General features: G+C 57.6%; 18 protein-coding genes and 1 other RNA gene. 11 read left to right on the top strand and 8 right to left on the bottom strand.

Annotated features, from left to right (window positions below; genetic code table 11):
• Window positions 1-6: 6 nt before the first annotated feature.
• A complete protein-coding gene (locus HNQ72_RS03210; protein ID WP_183989528.1) occupies window positions 7-1,425 on the top strand; it encodes an FAD-binding oxidoreductase in 1,419 nt (472 codons plus the stop codon).
• Between the two features lie 53 nt (window positions 1,426-1,478).
• Entirely contained in the window at window positions 1,479-5,147 is a 3,669-nt protein-coding gene (locus HNQ72_RS31055; protein ID WP_183989527.1) for an AsmA family protein, read from the top strand.
• Here the strand turns inward: HNQ72_RS31055 and HNQ72_RS03200 are convergent.
• The 4 genes from HNQ72_RS03200 to ssrA form a co-directional block, all read right to left on the bottom strand.
• Window positions 5,137-5,421, bottom strand: coding sequence for a ribbon-helix-helix domain-containing protein (locus HNQ72_RS03200; RefSeq protein ID WP_183989526.1), 285 nt, complete (start codon window positions 5,419-5,421; stop codon window positions 5,137-5,139). The genes HNQ72_RS31055 and HNQ72_RS03200 overlap by 11 nt on opposite strands.
• Window positions 5,422-5,525: 104 nt before the next feature.
• On the bottom strand, window positions 5,526-5,720 hold the full coding sequence (locus HNQ72_RS03195) for a DUF4169 family protein (protein ID WP_183989525.1): 195 nt from the start codon (window positions 5,718-5,720) through the stop codon (window positions 5,526-5,528).
• Between the two features lie 24 nt (window positions 5,721-5,744).
• Complete coding sequence (locus HNQ72_RS03190; protein WP_183989524.1) at window positions 5,745-6,248, bottom strand: SspB family protein; 504 nt, start codon at window positions 6,246-6,248, stop codon at window positions 5,745-5,747.
• A 119-nt stretch (window positions 6,249-6,367) separates the two neighbouring features.
• Window positions 6,368-6,732, bottom strand: a transfer-messenger RNA (tmRNA) gene (ssrA, locus tag HNQ72_RS03185).
• Between the two features lie 128 nt (window positions 6,733-6,860).
• Here ssrA and HNQ72_RS03180 point away from each other — a divergent pair.
• The 5 genes from HNQ72_RS03180 to HNQ72_RS03160 all read left to right on the top strand — a co-directional run bounded on the left by HNQ72_RS03180 (window position 6,861) and on the right by HNQ72_RS03160 (window position 12,229).
• The gene (locus tag HNQ72_RS03180; protein ID WP_183989523.1) at window positions 6,861-7,655 is read left to right on the top strand and encodes a thymidylate synthase; all 795 of its coding nucleotides are present in this window, start codon (window positions 6,861-6,863) and stop codon (window positions 7,653-7,655) included.
• Complete coding sequence (locus tag HNQ72_RS03175; RefSeq protein ID WP_183989522.1) at window positions 7,655-8,185, top strand: dihydrofolate reductase; 531 nt, start codon at window positions 7,655-7,657, stop codon at window positions 8,183-8,185. Before HNQ72_RS03180 ends, HNQ72_RS03175 begins: the two co-directional genes overlap by 1 nt.
• 141 nt (window positions 8,186-8,326) lie before the next feature.
• Window positions 8,327-9,442 carry an FtsH protease activity modulator HflK gene (gene hflK / locus HNQ72_RS03170; RefSeq protein ID WP_148147648.1) on the top strand — a complete coding sequence of 372 codons (1,116 nt, stop codon included), beginning with the start codon at window positions 8,327-8,329 and terminating at the stop codon, window positions 9,440-9,442.
• On the top strand, window positions 9,439-10,374 hold the full coding sequence (gene hflC, locus HNQ72_RS03165; protein WP_183989521.1) for a protease modulator HflC: 936 nt from the start codon (window positions 9,439-9,441) through the stop codon (window positions 10,372-10,374). Before hflK ends, hflC begins: the two co-directional genes overlap by 4 nt.
• A 205-nt stretch (window positions 10,375-10,579) precedes the next feature.
• A complete protein-coding gene (locus tag HNQ72_RS03160) occupies window positions 10,580-12,229 on the top strand; it encodes a Do family serine endopeptidase (protein WP_183989520.1) in 1,650 nt (549 codons plus the stop codon).
• Between the two features lie 8 nt (window positions 12,230-12,237).
• Here HNQ72_RS03160 and HNQ72_RS03155 read toward each other — a convergent pair whose 3' ends face one another.
• The gene (locus HNQ72_RS03155; RefSeq protein WP_183989519.1) at window positions 12,238-12,816 is read right to left on the bottom strand and encodes a GNAT family N-acetyltransferase; all 579 of its coding nucleotides are present in this window, start codon (window positions 12,814-12,816) and stop codon (window positions 12,238-12,240) included.
• Entirely contained in the window at window positions 12,813-13,703 is an 891-nt protein-coding gene (gene serB, locus HNQ72_RS03150) for a phosphoserine phosphatase SerB (RefSeq protein WP_183989518.1), read from the bottom strand. The genes HNQ72_RS03155 and serB overlap by 4 nt, the downstream gene beginning before the upstream one ends.
• On the opposite strand from serB, the gene miaA reads away from it, so the two are divergent.
• Window positions 13,704-14,624, top strand: a complete 921-nt coding sequence (gene miaA, locus HNQ72_RS03145; protein ID WP_183989517.1) for a tRNA (adenosine(37)-N6)-dimethylallyltransferase MiaA — start codon at window positions 13,704-13,706, stop codon at window positions 14,622-14,624.
• On the opposite strand, the gene HNQ72_RS03140 is transcribed toward miaA, so the two are convergent.
• Window positions 14,609-16,657, bottom strand: a complete 2,049-nt coding sequence (locus tag HNQ72_RS03140) for an ATP-binding protein (RefSeq protein ID WP_183989516.1) — start codon at window positions 16,655-16,657, stop codon at window positions 14,609-14,611. The two genes, miaA and HNQ72_RS03140, sit on opposite strands and share 16 nt — an antisense overlap.
• Window positions 16,658-17,077: 420 nt before the next feature.
• Between HNQ72_RS03140 and HNQ72_RS03135 the strand changes: the two genes are divergently transcribed.
• The 3 genes from HNQ72_RS03135 (at window position 17,078) to HNQ72_RS03125 (ending at window position 20,685) form a co-directional block, all read left to right on the top strand.
• Window positions 17,078-18,865 (top strand): acetolactate synthase 3 large subunit, encoded by a 1,788-nt coding sequence (locus HNQ72_RS03135; protein ID WP_183989515.1) that lies wholly within the window; start codon window positions 17,078-17,080, stop codon window positions 18,863-18,865.
• A gap of 152 nt (window positions 18,866-19,017) precedes the next feature.
• Window positions 19,018-19,590: an acetolactate synthase small subunit gene (ilvN, locus tag HNQ72_RS03130; protein ID WP_183989514.1), complete on the top strand. Its 573-nt coding sequence runs from the start codon at window positions 19,018-19,020 to the stop codon at window positions 19,588-19,590.
• A 69-nt stretch (window positions 19,591-19,659) separates the two neighbouring features.
• Window positions 19,660-20,685: a capsular polysaccharide export protein, LipB/KpsS family gene (locus HNQ72_RS03125; RefSeq protein ID WP_244654272.1), complete on the top strand. Its 1,026-nt coding sequence runs from the start codon at window positions 19,660-19,662 to the stop codon at window positions 20,683-20,685.
• A gap of 1 nt (window position 20,686) precedes the next feature.
• Here HNQ72_RS03125 and HNQ72_RS03120 read toward each other — a convergent pair whose 3' ends face one another.
• Window positions 20,687-21,529 (bottom strand): aldo/keto reductase, encoded by an 843-nt coding sequence (locus tag HNQ72_RS03120; RefSeq protein ID WP_183989512.1) that lies wholly within the window; start codon window positions 21,527-21,529, stop codon window positions 20,687-20,689.
• Window positions 21,530-21,547: the final 18 nt, after the last annotated feature.

Raw genomic sequence — 21,547 nt, 5'->3', positions numbered from 1 at the left:
TTCGACATGGCAATTCGAGACGTTCAGTCTGGCGCGCGCAACGAGGACGGTATCAGCACTGTCCTCGGGATATTGAAGCAGGCGTTCGGGGATCGTTTCCAGACCGGCCAGTCGTTTCGCGAACAGCATGCGCATACGACGACCTATCTGCCGGCGCAGTTGCCTGATGGCGTCGTCTTCGTCGAGACGAGCGAGGACGTCAAATCGGTCGTCGGGATCTGTGCCGAACATCGCGTTCCCGTCATCCCGTTCGGTGTCGGCTCCTCGCTCGAAGGTCAGGTGAATGCGCCGTCCGGCGGCATTTCGGTCGATTTCTCACGGATGAACAAGGTGTTGCGGATCAGTCCGGAAGATCTCGATGTCACGGTCGAACCCGGTATCACCCGCGAGGAACTGAACCGTGAGCTACGCGATACCGGTCTTTTCTTCCCGATTGATCCCGGCGCCAATGCGACGATCGGCGGTATGGCTTCGACCCGCGCTTCGGGCACCAATGCGGTGCGTTACGGCACGATGAAGGACAATGTCCTGGCGCTCACCGTGGTGACCGCAAATGGCGAGGAAATCCGCACTGCGCGCCGCGCCAGGAAGTCTTCGGCAGGTTATGATCTGACTCGGCTTTTCGTCGGTGCAGAAGGCACGCTCGGCGTCATCACCTCGGTGACGCTGAAGCTGCAGGGGATCCCTGAAAAGATCGGCGGCGGTGTCTGCGCGTTTCCGACGATCGAAGACGCCTGCAATGCGGTCATCATGACGATCCAGATGGGCATACCTGTTGCGCGCATCGAGCTTCTGGACGAGGTGCAGATCAAGGCCTGCAACGCCTATTCCAATCTTTCCTATCCCGAGAAACCGACACTGTTCCTCGAATTCCATGGCACGGAGGATACGGTCCGCATCCAGTCGGAGCAGTTTGCCGAAATCGCCGCCGAATGCGGTGGCGACGAATTCCAGTGGACCGCCAATGCCGAGGAGCGCACCAAGCTCTGGAATGCGCGGCACAATGCTTACTGGGCCGGTCGCGCACTCGATCCTTCGCTGAACGGTCTTTCGACGGATGTCTGTGTGCCGATCTCACGGCTCGCCGAATGTGTCGCAGAAACTCAAGCCGATATCCAGAATTCGGGCCTTCTCGCGCCGATCGTCGGTCATGCGGGAGACGGCAATTTCCATGTTCTGGTACTGTTCAACGACAAGGATCCGGCATCGGTTGCCAATGTCGAAGCATTCACGGAACGGCTCAGCCGCCGCGCGCTTGCGATGGACGGCACCTGCACGGGTGAGCATGGCGTGGGGCAGGGCAAGATGTCCTATCTCGACGAAGAGCTGGGCGGTGCGCTCGATGTGATGCGGTCGGTCAAGAAGGGACTTGATCCCGAAAACATCTTTAATCCCGGCAAGATCTTCCGGATGGCGCAGGCGTGACTTGAACACGACTGCCGATCGGCTAGTGTGAGTGGAAAAGGAGAAATGGGACGGTGTTTGGACGCGTGATAGTGGCAATCGGCGGCTTCATCGTCGTGGTGCTTTTTGCTGCGCTGCTCGCGCCGTTCGTGCTTGACTGGTCGAGCTTCCGCGTTGAATTCGAGCAGCAGGCGAGCCGTATGCTCGGCAAGAAAGTGTCGGTACACGGCGAGGTCGATGCCCGCATACTCCCGTTTCCATCGATCACCTTGCATGACGTCCGCGTCGGGCAGGATGTTGACGGCAAGCCGTTGGCACAGATTGCCAGCTTTTCCATGGATATGGAGCTGGCGCCGTTTCTTTCCGGTGAGGCGCGTATCTTCGATATGCGTATCGAGGATCCAACGGTACGCATCCGTGTCCTGAAGGATGGGACACTCGACTGGATGCGCGGAAGCCGACCGGCGATCCCCACGCGTATCGTGGTGATCGAGGATATTCACGTCCGCAATGCATCTGTCGCCCTGATCGACGAACAGTCCGGGCGTTTCCGAAATATCACCGGGCTGACGGCGGAGATGTCGGCCGCCTCTCTTGCCGGACCTTGGCGCGGCGAAGGCAATGCCAAGCTGGATGGCGAAGAGGCCCGTTTCAGCCTCGTTACCGGGGCTGCCGATGTGGCCGCGAAACGACTGCCGCTCAGGTTGCGGCTCTGGCCAGAGGAAGAGCCTCTTGAGGTTAATCTCGACGGTGAACTGGCTCTGGCCGACAACGTGCCGACATATCGCGGGAGCTTCACTGCGAATGTCTTGCAGGAAGAAGACGACACGGAGCCGGTTAGCGCACCTCCACCCGGCCCTCGGGTTAAGGGCGGTTTCGAGCTTACCAACGATCGCATACGCGTAGCCGACTATCGACTTGAGGTCGGGGCGCTAGCCGATCCCTATGTCGTGACCGGCGAAGCGACGCTCGATACCGGCAGCAAGCCCGAGTTTCTGTTGACCGCCGAAGGACAGCAGATCGATGTCAACAAGTTCGGCCAGCAGGGAACACATGGCAAGACAGGCCGTGACGCAGCTGCCTCTGCGCAGCGCCGGCTCCATGCGTTCGTCGAGATGGCCGCGTCGATCCCCATCCCGCAGGTGCCCGGCCGGGCCAGCCTCAAACTTCCGGCCATGATTTTGAACGATACGACGATCCGGGACATCCAGCTTGATGTACGCCCAGCGGACGGCGGGTGGACAGTCGACAAGGCAATCGCGACGCTTCCGGGGCGCACGCGAATGGAAGCCGCGGGTGCCTTGGTCTTAGAGGGCAGCCCGTCCTTCAAGGGGAATGTGCTTTTTGCTTCCACCCAGCCATCCGGTCTGGCGGACTGGCTGTCCGGCCGTGTCGATCCGGCAATCAGGCAACTTCGTACTGCTGGTTTTTCGGCAAATGTTGACCTGACGACCGATGTTCAGCGTTTCGACAGTCTAGAACTTGCGATCGGGCCGGCTACCTTGAAGGGTAGCATAGAACGTCAATCGCAGGGCGCACGCGCGCCGGGATTATCCGTGGACCTGTCGGGCGACGAGATCGATCTTGATGCGATGAGAGCCTTGTCGTCGCTGGTCACCGGCGAAGATGCGGGGCACAGCGTGCTCGACCATCGACTGGAAGCAAAGCTAAAGGCCCAGAAATTCACCGCGTCGGGTGTGGTTGCGGAAAATGTCGATACTGCTTTTACCATGGCCGGTGGCGTGCTTTCACTCGGCCATCTATCCGTTGGCGATATCGCTGGTGCCCGGGTCTCGGCCGAAGGACAGGTCGAGGGCTCGCTTCTCGACTATCGCGGGAATGCGAAGGTCCATCTGCAGGCATCTGATCCGACTGCATTCATTGCGATGCTGCAACAGCAGTTGCCGGAGCATCCGGTTCTTGACCGGCTGAGCGCCAATGCTGCCTTCTATTCCGGTGCGGATCTGACCGCAGACGTGACGATCGGCCAGGGGACGGACGGGGCAAAGGCGAAGATTGCGGGCAACATCAACGGCAGTACGGTCAATGCTAATGTGGAGTTGCCGACAGTTTTTAATCTGACGGGTGGAGATGCGATGACCATTGCGGTGTCGCTGGCCAATCCGAAATCGGAAATTCTGCTTGGGCAGGCCGGCCTAGACATTCTGCCTTTCGGTGGCGACGGGCAGGGCAGCTTGGTGCTCAATATCCAAAAGAAGGAAGATGGACCGGGGCGCACGACACTGGCATTCAAAACGGACCGGACTGCGTTTGCCGCCAGTGGCGATATCTCGCTGATGGCGCAGGATTTTGGCGAAGGACAAGGGCATATCGAGTTAAAGAGCCAGAATCTCGAACCCTATATGCTTCTCACCGGGGTCGGAGTTCCGCAATTCGGGGGTGGACTGCCTGTCAATCTGCAAGCGGATTTCAAGCTCGCAGACGAGACGATCGAGATCACATCACTGCGTGGCAATGCGGATGGTAATGGGATCGATGCAAGTCTTTCGATCGATCGCAGGTCCGCAAACCTGAAAGCTGACGGTGCGCTTTCAATCGATACGCTTGACCTCGGCTGGCTGGGAGACGCTGTGTTCGGTCCGCTAACAATAGCCGAGAGTGAAAAGCCGTCGAACGAAGCGTTTTCCCTGCCGGTTTTTGGCGAAAGTGACGTGTCGCTGGACGTTAAGGCCAAGACGTTTCACGCCAGCGAAATGGGACGCATAACGGATTTCTCGACGAAGCTTGTGCATCGGGGAGGCGGCATTTCGCTCGATGACGCTAAAGGTGACTGGCAAGGCGGAAAAATTGCCGGCAGAATGTTGATTTCCAATGGTAATGGCACGGGCATTCTGCAGACGAAACTGCATGTCGAGAATGCCGACCTCTCATCAATGGTCTGGCGCAGAGGTGATCGTCCCGTTGCAAGTGGGAGAATAGGTTTCGATGTGTCGGCGGAAGCAAGCGGCAGCAATATGCGCGATCTTGCTGGCGCACTCAGTGGGTCGGGTGTGGTCGAGCTTTCGGGCCTGACCGTCTACGGTATAAATCCTGATTTGCTCAAGCAGATGATGACATCGGCGGATGGTGTCAAGGGTGAGGTGAAGGACGTCAATTTCGACGGGCGGGTTGCCGCGCTTGTTCATCAAGGAGAACTTGCTCTCGGGCAGGTGCGCATTCCGTTTTCGATTAGCGGGGGTGAATTGCGTGTTCAGGACGTCAGGCTTCCGTCCAGAGGTCTCACCTTCACCGCGGAAGGCAATGCAAGCGTTTTCGAACGGGGCATGAGTGGTTCGATTGGTGTGACCTATGACGCTGGCGATGAAGCGGTCGCTGGCGGCGATCCCACAGTTCGCCTGCTCTATTCGGGTGATCGGACAGAGCCGCGCGAACGTATTGATGTAGCAGCATTGACGAATTTTCTTTCGATGCGCGCCTATGAGCAGGAGCGTCGACGGGTGGAAATGCTTCAGTCAAGCGTGCTGGAAAAGCAGCGTCTTCGCCGTGAGGTCTCGCTTTACAACTTCAATGCGACGGAGCGTGCGGCAGAAAAAGCCCGTATGGAGGCCGAGGAGAGGCAGCGTCAAGCGATGGTCGAGGCGGCGAAAGCTGCGGAAGAGGAACGGCAACGCAAGGCGAACGAACTTCAGCTTACCGTGCCGCCGACCAATGAGAACTTGCAACCCGGCAATCAGGTTGGCAGACCTTTCGGCGAAGGAAATTTGCCGGGTATCAGCCAGTAGCGTTTCTGGCGTGCGCTTTTGCCGAAGGCGGCGGTTCATTCGCCATGTCGCTACCGATAACCGGGGAAGTTCCCTTCAGATAGCGGAGAACGTAGAGGCGCAGTGAGGATGAGAGGTTGCCAAGGCCACCTCGTTCGTCATCGACTTCGGTGATGAGGCTGGCGAGGCTCATGCCTCTTTCCTTGGCGATCGCCTTCAATTCGCACCAGAATTCGTCCTCCAGGGAAAAGCTCGTTCGGTGACCGTGAAGGGTGGCGGAATGCTTGTGAATCAAGAGTGGCTCCGTGATCGTCATGACCAGAGGCCCCTATAAATTTGGCGGAACGGTGTGGGTCAAGCGACCCAAATGGGCACAGCTAACAGGCCGTTAATGTCCACTTAGTCTGGATTTTTTTGAGACTTTTCCAGCTTTCCCTGATTTAGGGATTTCTCAGACTTGTCGTTTAGCGCTGTCGTCAGCGATTTCTCAGCCTTGGTACGGCCATGGCTGATACGGTTTTGCTCGGCGTGTTTCTCTTTCTCGGAGCGCGCCTTAGTCTTCTTGAACTGCCGGAGATTGACGACGTCACCCATGGAACGATCTCCCGTCGGTCTGACCTACTGCTTCTTCCGGAAGGAATCGAGGGAAACGACCGAGCCTTCCTTCTTCTCTTCACCGTCTTCTTTTGCAGGTTCTGAAGTCTTGGAGATCGCCTCCACCGGAATAGCGGTGATTTCGGCGGAAGTTTCATCTTCCTCGGTCAACGGAACCTCGAATTCCAGTTCGAAATTCACCGAAGGATCGTAGAAGCCGCGAATGGCATTGAACGGGATGACCAGGCGTTCAGGTGTATCGGAGAATGAAAGGCCGATCTCGAACTGCGTATCGGTTACCTTCAAATCCCAGAACTGATGCTGAACGACGATCGTCATCTGCTCGTTGTACTTCGCCTTCAGGTGCTGCGAGATGCGCACACCGGGCGCGCCTGTAAGGAAGGTGATGAAGAAATGGTGGTCGCCGGGCAGCCGGCCTGTGGCCGCTACCTCTGTCAGAACCTTGCGAATAACGCCACGAAGCGCATCCTGTGCCAGAATATCGTAACGGATATGATCCTGAGCCATGCGGTCCTGTCTTTCCCTGTTAACGTCTTTTAGTAAGACGCGTTATGCCATGCCATTCCAACGGACGGAAGTCCCGAGCCGCCGAGTCAGTTTATGATTGTATTCCAGTGTTAGGGGAAGGTGAAGGCTTCTGTTGCCAGGTGCCTTCGGACCCCGCCTTACGGGGCTAACCGTAAGGACTTAGTTCGGATTTCCCGCACCGCCATTAGGCAGCGAGAGCATAACCCTTAGCGTTGTTGTCATTTGCAACTACACTTGTGACCCGATAACGGCGGTATCATGCCGAGCAAAAGTTCGATCTTTACACCCTTGTCGATCCTATTTCGCCCCCATCATAAAGTGGCCATCACAGGCCACCTTGTGGTGGAGGCGCCGGGTACCGCCCCCGGGTCCAATAGGTTTATTACACCGACCGTTTATCGCCATATCCGGACCGAAGTCCGGCACGGCTGATATAGGTGTTTGTTCGCCCGTTGAAAAGAGGTCTTGTCATATTGGAGTGACGATCGTGAAAAGCCGGGGAAAGCGGATTTGCGTCACCGGGAGGTGATTGGTGCGGGGGCTACATGCTATTATGTAAGTCCGAAATTCAGGAATCGGCGGCCAGCACCCATGAAACAGTATCTCGACCTTCTTCAGCATGTAATGGAAACCGGCAGCGACCGTGGAGATCGCACCGGCACCGGCACGCGTTCGGTCTTCGGATACCAGATGCGTTTCGATCTGTCGGAGGGCTTTCCGGTTCTGACGACGAAGAAACTGCATCTGAAGTCGATCATCCATGAACTTCTGTGGTTCCTGCAGGGTGACACGAATATTGCCTACCTAAAGGAAAACGGCGTTCGAATCTGGGACGAATGGGCTGATGAGAACGGCGATCTCGGTCCGGTCTACGGATATCAATGGCGTTCCTGGCCCAAGCCTGATGGCGGGCATGTGGACCAGATCGCTCAATTGATCGAGGGGTTGAAGACCAATCCCAATTCCCGCCGACATATCGTCTCGGCCTGGAACCCGGCTCAGGTGGACGACATGGCGCTGCCGCCGTGCCATTGCCTGTTCCAGTTCTATGTCGCCGACGGCAAGCTTTCCTGCCAGCTCTACCAGCGATCGGCCGATATTTTTCTGGGCGTACCCTTCAATATTGCGTCCTACGCACTGCTGACGATGATGGTGGCGCAGGTCGTGGGGCTGAAGCCCGGCGAATTCGTCCATACGTTCGGTGATGCGCATATCTATGCCAACCATATGGAGCAGGCGCGGCTGCAGATGACGCGTGATCCCAAGCCGCTGCCGACCATGAAGATAAATCCCGAGGTCAAGGATATCTTCGGGTTCAGGTTCGAGGATTTCGAACTCGAGAATTATGTCGCCGACGCGCATATCAAGGCCGTGGTGGCAGTGTAATGGCGAAAGCTCCGCTTGCCATAGTTGTTGCCGTTTCCCGCAACGGCGTGATCGGTCGCGATGGCGATATGCCATGGAAGCTTTCGACCGACCTAAAGCGTTTCAAGGCCATGACGCTTGGAAAGCCGATAATCGTCGGGCGCAAGACGCTCGATTCGTTCGGCGGCAAGCCTCTGCCCGGCCGCCCACATGTCGTGGTAACGCGTGACGTGTCGCGTATCATCGAAGGCGTGCAGTTGGCCGGCTCCGTAGAAGAGGCGGTAAATGCCGCGCAGGCGATCGCCGCTGCGACCGGTGCCGACGAAATCGGCATCATCGGGGGAGGCGAGATATACCGGCAGTCTATGAATTTCGTTGATCGGCTTTACGTGACACATGTCGACGCAGATATTCCGGATGGCGATACATTCTTCCCAGACATCGATCCCGATATTTTCGAGAAAGTGTCCGAAGAGGCAATTCCTGCCGGCGAGAAGGATAATTATCCCACGCGTTTTTCCGTCTACCACCGGAAAAACGCGGCAAACTGAAACATTTCGTTACCGTTGACTTGGAAGTTATTGAAGTCGCGTTGAAAGCTGAGCTTCTGATACCTATAACGGGCGGGAACCCTTGCTGCTCTTCGATGAGTTGCGGCGCGAGGGAAGGGAGACACTTACAAAGAGGTTTTGATGCCCTGGAGCAATCAGAATGGCGGCGGCGGCCCATGGGGCGGCGGCGGCGGTGGCGGCAACAATCAAGGTCCATGGGGACAGGGACCAAACCGTCCGCGCGGTAACGGCGGCGGTGGTAATGGTGGCCCGCCTGACATCGAGGATATCATACGCCGCAGTCAGGATCGGCTGAAGGGGATCGTACCCGGCGGCTTCAACGGCGGTGCGGTGGTTATAGTGCTGCTCGTCGTTGCAGCATTCCTGGTTTTCCAGTCGATCTATACTGTACAGCCGGACGAGCGCGGCGTCGAACTGCGGTTCGGAAAGCCCAAGGAAGAAGTTTCCATGCCTGGCCTGCATTTCCACATGTGGCCATTTGAAACTGTCGAAATCGTCAAGGTTACCGAGCAGCAGCAGAATATCGGTGCAGCCAGGGGATCGAGCTCGAATGCAGGCTGGATGCTGACGGGCGATCAGAATATCGTCAACGTTCAATTCTCCGTTCTGTTCACGGTCACTGACCCGAAGTCCTATCTTTTCAACCTTGAGACGCCGGCTGCGACGCTGCAGCAGGTTGCCGATAGCGCGATGCGCGAAGTGGTTGGACGCCGCCCGGCGCAGGACATCTTCCGTGGTGGTCGCGAATCCATGTCGACCCAGGTGCGCGACATCATTCAAGGGACCATGGACCGCTACGGTTCGGGTATTGCTATCAATGCCGTGTCCATCGAGGATGCTTCGCCGCCGCGTGAAGTTGCTGATGCTTTCGAGGAAGTTCAGCGCGCAACGCAGGATGAGGACCGAGCGAAAGAAGAAGCGAACCGATACGCCAACCAGAAGCTTGGTGGAGCCCGCGGTCAAGCGGCCCAGGTACGCGAAGAGGCTTCCGCTTATCGCGATCGTGTCGTGAACGAAGCGCAGGGTGAGGCACAGCGTTTCATTTCCATCTACGACCAGTATGCCAATGCACCGGAAGTGACGCGTCGCCGTATTTTCATCGAAACGATGGAAGCGGTGCTGAAATCCTCGAACAAGATCATCATGGATGGTCAGCAGCAGGGAGCAGTTCCTTATCTTCCGCTCAACGAGATGATGCGTAATCCGGCAGCACAGCCGCAGGGAGGAAGCCGATGAATTCCAACCGTCTTCCAGCCTTCCTCGTTGGACTGGCCGTAATTCTCTTTCTTGCCTACTCGTCGCTTTTTGTCGTTAACGAGCGCGAGCAGGCACTTGTCATCCGGTTCGGTGAAATCCAGTCGGTCAAGAGCGAACCCGGCCTCTATTTCAAGCTGCCCTTTGCTTTCATGGATGCGGATCGTGTTCAGTATGTCGAGAAGCGCGCGTTGCGACTTGATCTCGACAATATCCGTGTTCAGGTGAATGACGGCAAATTCTACGATGTGGATGCATTCGTCGTATACCGCATCGCTGATCCCAGACTTTTCCGTGAGACCGTTTCGGGAGATAGGGAAGCTGCTGAATCGCGCCTCAGGACGCGTCTCGATTCCGGTCTTCGCCGTGTCTACGGTCTTCGCGGTTTTGAAGCAGCGTTGTCGGAAGAACGGGCATCGATGATGACCGAGGTCCATCGCGATCTTAATACCGCGGCTGAAACTCTGGGTGTCAGGATCGAGGATGTTCGCATCCGGCGTACCGATCTTACGCCGGACGTTTCCGAACAGACCTTCAAGCTCATGGAGTCCGAGCGTCTGGCCGAGGCCGAGCTGATCCGTGCTCGCGGTAACGAAGAAGGCCAGCGACGCCGAGCGATAGCTGATCGTCAGGTCGTAGAGCTGGTTTCCGAGGCGCAGAGGGATTCTGAAATCCTACGCGGTCAGGGCGATGCAGAGCGTAACCGGATCTTTGCCGAAGCGTTTCAGCGTGACCCGAGCTTCTTCGAGTTCTATCGCTCGATGCGGGCTTATGTTTCGGCCCTCGGTGACAGCAACACGACGATGGTTCTTTCTCCGGATTCGGATTTCTTCAAATACTTCGAGACACCGGATGGAAATCGCACTCCGCGGGCGGGAACTACGGCTCCTGTTCCGGCGGCTCCGGCAAACTGAACTGGTAGAGAAGGGCGGCTTTGGCCGCCCTTTTCACGTTTTATGTGCAGAGTGGCCGCTTCCTCACGAAAAGGTAATTTCCTGCCGAGCCATTCCACCCTATTCTTTGCCGAAACTCTGCCCGATTCAGTCGTTCCTATAAGCGGATCGATAACGCCCACATTCCCGAGGGCAATGCAGACAGTTCACAATGCGAGGAGGCCAGATGGCTCAGCAGGTTCGATCGTCCTGGAAGCGTTTTGCCGCGGGAGGTATTGCTCTTGCTGTCGCCGCCGCGCCCATGCCCGGCTGGGCACAGACGCAGCCCGATGCTCCGGCTCCAGCCCAGGCACCTTCGACGCCTTCGCAGTCGCGGCCGAGCGCGCCTGGCGCGATGCTGCCTGCGCCCGCGCCGCCGTCGACATCTTTCAATCCGCCACCTTCGCCGCCAGCAAACATGACCCCGGCGGGACCTGCATCGATCGCGGATCTCTCCGAAGGCTTGCTCGATGCTGTGGTCAATATTTCGACCTCGCAGAGTGTAAAGAGCTCTGGTAACGGCCCTCAGCCGCCGCAAATCCAGGAGGGGTCACCGTTTCAAGAGTTCTTCGACGATTTTTTCGATGGTGAGGGCGGACAGCGCGGCAATCGCAAAGTCTCTTCGCTTGGTTCCGGCTTCGTCATCGATCCCGCTGGATATGTGGTGACGAACAATCACGTCATCGAAGGCGCCGACGATATCGAGGTTGTCTTTGCCAACGGCTCCAAGCTCAAGGCGACCCTGATCGGAACCGACACCAAGACCGACCTATCCGTATTGAAGGTCGAGCCCAAAGCTCCTCTGAAGGCGGTTCCCTTCGGAAACTCGCACCGTATGCGTATTGGCGATTGGGTCATGGCGATCGGCAACCCGTTCGGACTTGGCGGATCTGTGACGCTGGGTATCATTTCGGCGCGTGGCCGCAATATCAATGCAGGCCCTTATGACAACTTCATTCAGACGGATGCGGCAATCAACAAGGGGAATTCCGGTGGCCCGCTGTTCAACATGCGCGGCGAGGTCATAGGGATCAATACGGCTATCATTTCGCCTTCTGGCGGTTCGATCGGCATCGGTTTCGCCGTGCCGACGGAGATTGCCGAGAATGTCGTGCGTCAGCTTATCGAATTCGGCGAGACAAGACGCGGATGGCTCGGCGTGCGCATTCAGCCGGTGACAGATGAAGTGTCCGAGAGTCTCGGTCTCGACCGGGCGAGAGGTGCGCTGGTTTCCGGCATCATCAATGATGGACCGATCAAGAACGGCGAGATCAAGGCGGGCGACGTGATCGTCAGCTTCGATGGCGAGCCTATCAACGAGATGCGGGATCTGCCCCGTATCGTCGCTGAAAGCCCTGTCGGCAAGGAGGTTGACGTCGTCATCCTGCGCGATGGCAAGCAGCAGACCGTCAAGGTGACACCGGGTCGGCTGGAAGACAGCGTTCAATCTGCAGATGCCGAAGGCGAGGATCCCCAGGCCGACGATGCACCGGAAACGGATGACGGCAGCGATCAGGGCGCCGAGCAGAGCAAGGAGCCGGTAAAAGCTTATGGCATGACGATTGCCGTGCTCGATGAAGAGCGCCGGAAGAGCTTTGATATCGCTGAAAGCGTTGAGGGCGTGGTGGTGACTGAAGTTGCTGCCGGCTCGCTCGCTGCAGACAAAGGCGTGAAGCCGGGCGAGGTCATTGTCGAGGTGGCGCAGGATTTCGTCGAGCAGCCAAGTGATGTCACCAGCCGGATGGATGCGCTGAAGGCCGAGGGCCGCAGAAACGCTCACATCATGATTGCGGACAAGGCGGGTAATCTGCGTTTCGTCGCGATCCCTCTCGATTGAGATGGAAATCAGGCAGGCCTTCGGGCCTGCCATTCGTCTTTTGAAATGGTGTAAACGACATGCCGTTTCAGGTGGGGATGGGTATCGGGGACACGCGGATGGCTGAAGTCCATCTCCTGACGTCTGCGCATTCCAAGGCGTTTCATCACATTGGTCGAACGATGGTTCTTCTCAACCGCGAAGGACACGACGCAATCGACATTTCCGCGAGCGAAGGTTTGATCCAAAAGCGCGCTTGCCGCTTCGGTGACGTAACCGTTTCCCCAAAACCGTGTTGCGAGACGCCAACCGATCTCGATTGCATCATCTGAGAATTTTCCTGGAAGATTGGGATGAGACAGGCCACAGAAACCAACAGGTTCGTCGGTCTCCTTCAGTGCGACGGCAAAGAACCCCCGGCCATCTTCAGTTATCATCCCGTTGAGCTTGTCCAGGAAAGCGTCGGCCTCTGCGTGGCTTCGCCGGAACGGAAAGAACTCCATGACCTTAGGGTCGGCGTTGATCTCACGGAAAAGGTCGCGATCGGCCTTGATCCAGGTGCCCAGGATCAGACGGGGCGTCTCGATGATGGCGACCCGCCGGCTCATTCGTTGACGAAGTCGCTTTTCCGATAACCCTGAATATAGAGCAGCGCCGTCAGGTCTCCGTGGTCGATGCGCATCTTGGCCTGTGCGGCGACGGTTGGCTTGGCATGCAGCGCGACGCCGGAACCGGCAATGCCCAGCATGCCGAGGTCGTTGGCGCCATCGCCAACCGCGATTACGTCATCGGGCGAGATGCCAAGTCTGGCTGAAATCTCTTCCAGCGCATCGACCTTGGCCTGCTTGCCGAGGATGGGTTCGGCAACCTCGCCGGTAAGAATACCGTCCTTTTCGATCAGGATGTTCGCGCGGTTCTCGTCGAAGCCGAGCGTCGCTGCGATCCGGCTGGTAAATACCGTGAAGCCGCCAGAGACAAGGGCAGCGTAATGTCCCTTCGATTTCATCGTCGCAATCAGCTCGCGGCCACCTGAGGTCAGTGTGATGCGTTTGGCAATTACGTCATCGACGACCGTGATCGGAAGACCCTTGAGCAGGGCGACGCGCTCGCGTAGGGCAGGTTCGAAGGCGATTTCGCCGTTCATGGCGCGGGCGGTGATCGTTGCTACCTTGTCTTTCAGGCCGACGACGTCCGCGAGTTCGTCGATACATTCCTGACCGATCATGGTGGAATCCATGTCGGCGATCAGAAACTGCTTGCGTCGTGTTTCCGCTTGCTGGACGACGACATCGACCGGTGCATCTGCTATCAGCTTGCGCAACCTGGATTCCGAGGTCGTTACGTCTTCGTCGTCATGCAGGGCAATGTCGCAGGCTATGCCGTCCGCAAGCCAGTAAAGACCCGAAGTCCTGACTGCTCCGGCTGCCTGCTCTGCGAGCGCGGGTTCAAGAACCGGATTTGACGGATGGGCAATGAGCGTGGCAACGAAAGCCATATGGAAAACCTTGTGCAAGACATCGACGCAATCCTGATAACCGGGCCGACGGCCAGCGGCAAGTCGGCACTGGCCGTGCGGCTGGCCGAGAAGCGAAATGGTGTTGTCATCAACACCGACAGCATGCAGGTCTATGATACGCTACGGATGCTGACCGCACGGCCATTGGACGAGGAGATGGAGGGAATAACTCATCATCTCTATGGTCATGTCGCTGCGACAAAGGCTTATTCGACAGGGGAATGGCTGCGCGACGTAGCCTCTCTTCTGCCAGACATTCGCGCCCGCGGTCAGCTGCCTATCTTCGTCGGCGGCACCGGTCTCTATTTCAAGGCGCTGACCGGCGGTCTTTCGGACATGCCGGAAATTCCCCAGGAGATACGTTGCGAGGTTCGGCTGAGGCTGAAGCATGAAGGGCCGGAAGCGCTTCACTCGGAGCTGGCACAGAAGGATCCGAGGGTGGCCGATGCTCTGGACGCTCGGGATGGACAGAGGATTGTCAGAGCGCTTGAGGTCCTGCAGGCCACAGGGCGGTCGCTCGTGGAGTTTCAGGGCAAGCAAGGGCCGGTGATTGTTGATCCTGCCCGCGCACAGAAATTTGTCGTACTGCCGGATCGTGCCGTTCTTCACGATCGCATCAATCGCCGTTTCGAGAAGATGCTTGATCAAGGAGCGATCGATGAAGTTAAGGCGCTTCTTGCGCAAAATCCGTCTGACGATCTGCCTGCAATGAAAGCAATCGGAGTGCGCGAGATCGCCGGGATGCTCAATGGCGAGATGTCGAGAGCAGGCGTGATCGAACGCAGTTCGGCTCTGACACGGCAATATGCAAAACGGCAGATGACCTGGTTCCGCAATCAGATGGATGAAGACTGGCGCCGTATCGACGGTTCGCCCGCGTCGGTTCAGTCCTTGTCGTAGAGACTGCTCAAAGGCTTCTTCAGCAGGCTATCCCTGAAAGAACCTTCCCGTTTCAGAAACGGATTGGGTCGCGCAACCGGATCGGGCGAGGGGGCCAGAGTGCGGTCACGCCAACCGTTCCTGTTATCCGGTGGCGTTGCCTGCTCGACCCTTGCCGGTCTCGGCAACATGTCCGGGCGATAGGGTTCTGCAGACTGGCTGGATCTGGTTTCTGCAGCGCTGTGAGACCCGATCTCCCGCTTCCAGCGATCAAGTTCGGCATCACTTGCCGGGGGGAAGTCGACGTTGTTTTCGGGGATGAAGGGAGCAGCAGGCATTGCGCCAGCCGCTTCGGCGGCGAGATAACTTTGCTGGAAAGTGCTGATATCAGGCCCGCTGACAGAGCGCATACGCGAGACAATGGCACGTAAGTCGACCGTGTCAGGCGTTTCCTCATGATTCTTGTCAACGATTCCGTGGGCCTTGGGCAGGTGCTGGGAATCGACGTGGGTGAACTTCATTCTCATCGGGACGGCAATTGCTTCGCCAAATGCGATCGCCTCACCATTGCCGATCGAGGAGAGGAAGCTGGTGGTAGAGACCGATGAATTCGGAATGGCCGACTTGATGATCTCCTGATCCCGATCGTTGGAGAGCCGCATGGCAAACAGCGTCGAGCACTGTGAGAGAATGGTTTGATCGAGTTCGCCCGGACGCTGGGTGATCACGCCGAGGGAGACGCCGTATTTGCGGCCTTCCTTGGCAATTCGCGCAATTGCCTGGCGGGTCGGAATGAAACCGAGAGTGGGATCGGCCGGCACGTAGCGGTGTGCTTCTTCGCAAACCACCAGCATGTGGACGGCGCCCTTGCTCCACAGGGCAAGCTCGAAGGCCATACGGCAGAGGATCGACGCGACGGAGTTGACCACTTCCGACGGTATGCCGGCGAGCTGGAAGGTCGAGATCGGACGATCGTCGCCGGGAATGCGGAATATGTGCGCGATCGTCTCCATGATCGTGTCTTGGATCGTGTTGTTGGAGAACATGAAATGATAGCGCGGGTCGTTAATGGCGGAGACGATGCGCATTTTCAGCGACCGGAGGAATGGTTTTTCAGCGCGGCCTTCGAGGCGGCCGATGCGGTCATCGATCAATGCGAGAAGATCGGCAATGCGGTAGGGAACCGGCGTGTCTGCCGTTACGGAGCTTTTCTCTGCGGATCTTTTGGTCAGGCTGGATTCGCTGCCGCGGAAAGCTCGCTTAGCTTCCGGAATGAGGTCGCGAAGCATATCCAGTTCTTCGGGGATCCCAGGGCGTCCGCGAAACACCACTTCGGCAAATTCTTCAAGCCGCATGAGCCAAAAAGGCAGATCCAGCGTGTCGGTGTCGATCGTTACCGCATGTTCGGGAAAGGCTGCCGCGAACTCGTTGTGAGGATCAAGGATAAGAACCCTGAGTTTCGGGTCTGACTCGATAGCCTTGTGTAACAGCAGAGAAACGGCCGTCGACTTGCCGACGCCGGTTGAGCCGACGATAGCGAAATGTTTCGACAGCATCGTCGGGACATGGATTGCAGCATCTATGCTTTCGTCCTGGGTCAATTTGCCGACGACACATGTTTCGCTTTTGCCGGGATCGTAGATCTTTACGAGGTCCGACGAGCGTATCCGGTGGGCAATCGCTCCAAGATAGGGATATCGCGATATACCTCTGGAAAACTGCTCTCGTCCATCCGGCCCAACACGAACCTCGCCGAGAAGCTCGACTTCAATCTGAAATTTGGTGTCGTCGGTTTCCGACCACTCGCGTATGCCGGTTTGCATCGAATAGGCCAATGCCACGACGCGGTTCTTGCCGACGGTAATCGAGATGAGGCGCCCTACAGACCAAAGCTCGGTGAGCTCGGTTTCGCCACCCTCTGCTACGGCTGCGATGGTTGCGTGCGCCCCATTGCATGAAACAACCCTTCCCAGGAAGCGGTTTCCCGGCTTCATAGGATCCCGGCGATCTTGCTCTCCTGTTGTGGGAGAGCGATGGGATTCGTCATTCAGCAAAAGGCGCCCCTGTCATTGGGGTGGAAACTCAAGCAGTGTCCGGGCGGCGTACTGGAAATGCAAATTATGGCGTGCCGCTTAACAACTGGTGTAGGTTCTGCCAACGAAATGACCAGGTTGATTGAAAACAGGGCCTCCGAGAGGCTTTTTGATTAATCGCCGCGTTGACGAATGTGTATTATGCGGCTAACACTCCCGGTCATGAAGATTTCGAAGGCACTTATTGTGGTGGGAGCGCGCATGGGCAGGACGGTGTAACCGTCCGGCGTTAGCCACCCATGCGCGGAAAGACAGGCTCCTAAGGGGCCTTTTTTTATGCCTTGTTTCCGGTCAATCATCTCAATCTAGAAACCAGAAGCAAATCTCCAGCAGCAATCCAGGCCATTGCGGATAAAAGGCCAGACATCAGGAGGACAGGACATGACGGATACGGCGGATAACGGCAACCGGATGACAGGTGCCGAAATCGTGCTTCGCGCTTTGAAGGACAACGGCGTCGAGCATATTTTCGGCTATCCCGGCGGTGCCGTGCTTCCGATTTATGACGAGATTTTTCAGCAGGATGACATCCAGCATATTCTCGTCCGTCATGAACAGGGTGCCGGTCACGCGGCCGAAGGTTACGCGCGCTCCACTGGCAAGGTTGGCGTCATGCTGGTCACCTCCGGTCCGGGTGCAACGAATGCGGTCACGCCGCTGCAGGACGCACTGATGGATTCGATCCCGCTGGTCTGCCTGACCGGCCAGGTTCCGACGACGCTGATCGGTTCGGATGCTTTTCAGGAAGCAGATACCGTCGGCATCACGCGCCCCTGCACCAAGCACAACTGGTTGGTGAAGGATGTCAACGAACTGGCAGGCATCATTCACGAGGCGTTCCGTATCGCACAGACCGGTCGCCCCGGACCGGTCGTTGTCGATATCCCGAAGGACGTACAGTTCGCCACCGGCACCTATGTTCCACCTTCGGAAGCATCGGCAAGCAAGAGCTACAAGCCGAAGGTCAATGGTGATCTGAAGGCGATCCAGGCTGCAGTCGAACTGATGGCAACGGCTCGTCGTCCGATCCTCTATACCGGCGGCGGCGTCATCAATGCCGGCCCGGAAGCCTCCAAGCTGCTGCGAGAGCTGGTGGAACTGACCGATGCCCCGATCACCTCGACGCTGATGGGTCTCGGTGCCTATCCGGCGTCGGGCAAGAACTGGCTCGGTATGCTCGGCATGCATGGCTCCTACGAGGCCAATATGGCGATGCATGATTGCGACGTCATGGTTTGTATAGGCGCTCGTTTCGATGACCGTATCACTGGCCGTCTGAACGCGTTTTCGCCGAATTCGCGCAAGGTCCATATCGATATCGATCCGTCGTCGATCAACAAGAACGTTCGGGTTGATATTCCGATCATCGGCGATGTCGGTCGCGTTCTGGAAGATATGGTTCGCCTGTGGCGGGCGCTGCCGAAGAAGCCGGAAAAGACCCAGACGGCCGAATGGCGCTCTTCGATCGAGACCTGGCGCGCGCGCAAGTCTTTCTCCTACAAGAACTCCAATGACGTCATCATGCCGCAATATGCTCTGGAGCGTCTTGCCGAAGCCACCAAGGGGCGTGATACCTACATCACCACCGAAGTCGGCCAGCACCAGATGTGGGCGGCCCAGTTCTTCGGCTTCGAGGAGCCGAACCACTGGATGACGTCGGGCGGTCTCGGCACTATGGGTTACGGCCTGCCGGCAGCACTCGGCGTGCAGGTTGCACATCCGGATGCGCTTGTCATCGATATCGCCGGCGATGCGTCTATCCAGATGTGCATCCAGGAAATGTCCTGCGCTATCCAGCATAACCTGCCGGTGAAGATCTTCATCCTGAACAACCAGTATATGGGCATGGTGCGCCAGTGGCAGCAGTTGCTGCACGGCAACCGCCTGTCGAATTCCTACACCGAAGCCATGCCCGATTTCGTCAAGCTGGCGGAAGCCTATGGCGCTGTCGGCATGTATTGCGACGATCCCAAGGAACTGGATGGCAAGATTGCCGAGATGATCGCGGTCAAGGCTCCCGTCATCTTCGACTGCCGTGTTGCCAATCTGGCCAACTGCTTCCCGATGATCCCGTCGGGCAAGGCACACAACGAGATGCTGCTGCCGGATGAGGCTTCGGACGAAGTCGTTGCGACGGCCATCGATGCAAAGGGCCGCCAGCTCGTTTGATACGAGTTGGTATTCCTGACGAAACTCCAAGGTGCCGCGCGATCATCGAGATTTGGCTCTGGCGCTTTGGTTATCTGATTTGACGCATGTTTTTGTCCCGAAACCGCAGAACATTTTCGGGAGGCATGCTTTAGGAAAATGGACCCAGGATCATGAACGCACATCAGCAACCGACGGGCTCTGCCTATTTCATCAGCCCGGAGACCGCTAAGGTCGAGAGCCATACGCTATCGGTTCTTGTCACCAACGAACCGGGCGTGCTTGCCCGCGTTATCGGCCTTTTCTCCGGTCGCGGCTACAATATTGAAAGTCTCACCGTCTCGGAGACCGAACACGAATCCCACCTATCGCGAATTACGATTGTGACCAACGGTACGCCGACCGTTCTTGAGCAGATCAAGGCCCAGCTTGAGCGTATCGTTCCTGTGCATCGGGTTGTCGACCTGACGGTGCGTGCAGGCCAGCTTGGTCAGGAACGCCCGATCGAACGCGAAGTGGCGCTGATCAAGGTGGCCGGGACCGGCGAGGGCCGGGCGGAGGTCCTGCGCCTTGCCGATGCCTTCCAGGCGAAGGTTGTCGATGCGACGGTCGGTCATTTCATTTTCGAGATCACCGGAAAATCGTCGAAGATCGACCAGTTCGTGGCAGTGGTGAAGCCGCTCGGACTGATCGAGGTCTGCCGTACGGGTATCGCGGCGATGAATCGCGGCCCGCAGGGCATGTAACTGATTGGACAAAGCTGGCCGTCCAGAGTAGGCGATAACAAATCTCCTCCAACGTGGATGGTCGTTGCCTTGACATATGATGATCCCGGCAGGATCGGGGGAAAGCCCTGGCTTCCCCCGGTCGGAACGTCGCTCGGAGCCATGCGCTGGCTTCGCAAAGACATGCCGTGGGTAAAGGACTATCTCGGATTGCCCGAGATTCGGACCTGCCTTGCTCCCGGCATCAGCGGAACCATCGCCTGGGGTGGTCGCGTCGTCGCGAAGATGACTGAGACGATAGCGACGGCGCGCAGTCTGCCTCATTGGCGGCTCGAAGACGGATTTCTTCGCTCCGTTCAGCTTGGAAAATCCGGTGTTCTACCTTTTTCCATCGTCGCGGACGATCTGGCCTTGTCAACGGATGCGTCGAAGGCGTCGCGTCTAGAGCGAATTATCGCTGAAATGTCTAACGATTGCGGGCAGGAGGCGCGGGATGTGCGCGACGGGATCGTTCTGCATGGTTTGTCCAAATACAACCATCTTCCGCATCGAGAACCGAAGTTCGAGGCAAGCGGCAAACGCAGAATTCTGCTGATCGACCAAGTGAAGGGAGACGTCTCCGTTCCGCTTTCTCTCGGCTCATCGGCATCCTTCATCGCCATGCTCGACGATGCGCTAGCGAGTGGTGCCCAATGTATCGTTCGCACGCATCCTGATGTCATTGCTGGCTACAGGAAGGGTTATCTTACCGAGGTAGCGGCGGGCAGGGCGGGGGTCACGCTGTCGGCTGAACCTGTCTCGGCTGCGTCGATCCTGAAGGTGGTCGACGAGGTATGGACGGTTGCCAGCCAGTTTGGTTTCGACGCGCTTTTGCGCGGTGTGCCTGTACGCTGTTACGCCGCGCCCTTCTACAGCGGCTGGGGCCTGACCGATGACCACATGAGCGAGCATGCCCGAGCAATAGTATCGAAGCGTCGCGTGGTAAAGCGCAGCATCGACCAGCTTACCGCTGCCGCTTTCATCCACTATCCGATCTATCGCGATCCTGAGACCCGGCAGGTTTCGGACGTATTTCATGCAATCGATGCCATCGTAGCCGGGCGGGCTCGTCTTTAGATCACAGCATTTCCAGTGGCTGCTTTCTGAACGGCGGCGGGAAGACTGCGTCGAGCGCTGCCCAATCCTCCCTGCTGATCTCCAGTCTCGCCGCGCCGGCATTTTCCTCGACACGGTGCGGATCGCTGGATTTCGGGATGGCGATTGTGTTTCTCGCTCGCATGACAAAGGCCAGTGCCAGCTGGGCGGGTGTTGCCTGATAGGCCTTGGCGATGCGGATCAGTTCGGTGTTGCGCAATATCCGGCCCTGTTCGATGGGAGAATAGGCCATGATCGGAATGCCACGCTCCTGACACCAGGGCATTAGATCGTGTTCAACACCCCGGCGGGAAAGATTGTAAAGGACCTGATTGGCAGCGCAGTTTTCTCCGTCTTCCACCTCCATCAGGTCTTCCATGTCCTCGACATCGAAATTCGAGACGCCCCATTCACGGATCTTGCCTGCCCTGCGCAGCTCCTCAAAACCGGCCACGGTTTCCTCAAGATCGTGCTCGCCACGCCAGTGAAGAAGATAGAGGTCCAGCCGATCGGTCTTCAACCTTTGGAGGCTTCTTTCGCAGGCATCTATGACGCCCTTACGGCTGGCGTTGAAGGGATAGACCTTGCTGACGAGGAAGACCTCGTCACGCCGTCCCTCGATCGCCTTTCCGGTAATTGTTTCCGCGCCGCCTTCGCCATACAGTTCGGCCGTATCGATCAGCGTCATGCCGAGATCGAGGCCGCGTTTCAGGCTCTCGACCTCCTGGCTGGCTGTCCGGGCGTTCTCGCCCATCTTCCATGTCCCAAGTCCCAGCGAGGGCAAACGTATTCCGGATGGGAGAGTGGCGGCGGCAATATCGTGCATGATGCAAAACCCCGGTTT

Source organism: Aliirhizobium wenxiniae (assembly GCF_014201355.1).
Classification (GTDB): Bacteria; Pseudomonadota; Alphaproteobacteria; order Rhizobiales; family Rhizobiaceae; genus Neorhizobium; species Neorhizobium wenxiniae.
This window is presented reverse-complemented; position numbering and strand designations above follow the sequence as displayed.

Excerpts from the sequence above, each read along its gene's own strand:
- HNQ72_RS03155 (WP_183989519.1), bottom strand. The coding sequence starts at position 12,816 with ATGAGCCGGCGGGTCGCCATCATCGAGACGCCCCGTCTGATCCTGGGC.
- ilvN (WP_183989514.1), top strand. The coding sequence starts at position 19,018 with ATGAACGCACATCAGCAACCGACGGGCTCTGCCTATTTCATCAGCCCG.
- HNQ72_RS03120 (WP_183989512.1), bottom strand. The coding sequence starts at position 21,529 with ATGCACGATATTGCCGCCGCCACTCTCCCATCCGGAATACGTTTGCCC.
- HNQ72_RS03160 (WP_183989520.1), top strand. The coding sequence starts at position 10,580 with ATGGCTCAGCAGGTTCGATCGTCCTGGAAGCGTTTTGCCGCGGGAGGT.
- hflC (WP_183989521.1), top strand. The coding sequence starts at position 9,439 with ATGAATTCCAACCGTCTTCCAGCCTTCCTCGTTGGACTGGCCGTAATT.
- miaA (WP_183989517.1), top strand. The coding sequence starts at position 13,704 with ATGGAAAACCTTGTGCAAGACATCGACGCAATCCTGATAACCGGGCCG.
- HNQ72_RS03195 (WP_183989525.1), bottom strand. The coding sequence starts at position 5,720 with ATGGGTGACGTCGTCAATCTCCGGCAGTTCAAGAAGACTAAGGCGCGC.
- hflK (WP_148147648.1), top strand. The coding sequence starts at position 8,327 with ATGCCCTGGAGCAATCAGAATGGCGGCGGCGGCCCATGGGGCGGCGGC.
- serB (WP_183989518.1), bottom strand. The coding sequence starts at position 13,703 with ATGGCTTTCGTTGCCACGCTCATTGCCCATCCGTCAAATCCGGTTCTT.
- HNQ72_RS03210 (WP_183989528.1), top strand. The coding sequence starts at position 7 with ATGGCAATTCGAGACGTTCAGTCTGGCGCGCGCAACGAGGACGGTATC.
- HNQ72_RS03175 (WP_183989522.1), top strand. The coding sequence starts at position 7,655 with ATGGCGAAAGCTCCGCTTGCCATAGTTGTTGCCGTTTCCCGCAACGGC.
- HNQ72_RS03180 (WP_183989523.1), top strand. The coding sequence starts at position 6,861 with ATGAAACAGTATCTCGACCTTCTTCAGCATGTAATGGAAACCGGCAGC.
- HNQ72_RS03135 (WP_183989515.1), top strand. The coding sequence starts at position 17,078 with ATGACGGATACGGCGGATAACGGCAACCGGATGACAGGTGCCGAAATC.
- HNQ72_RS03190 (WP_183989524.1), bottom strand. The coding sequence starts at position 6,248 with ATGGCTCAGGATCATATCCGTTACGATATTCTGGCACAGGATGCGCTT.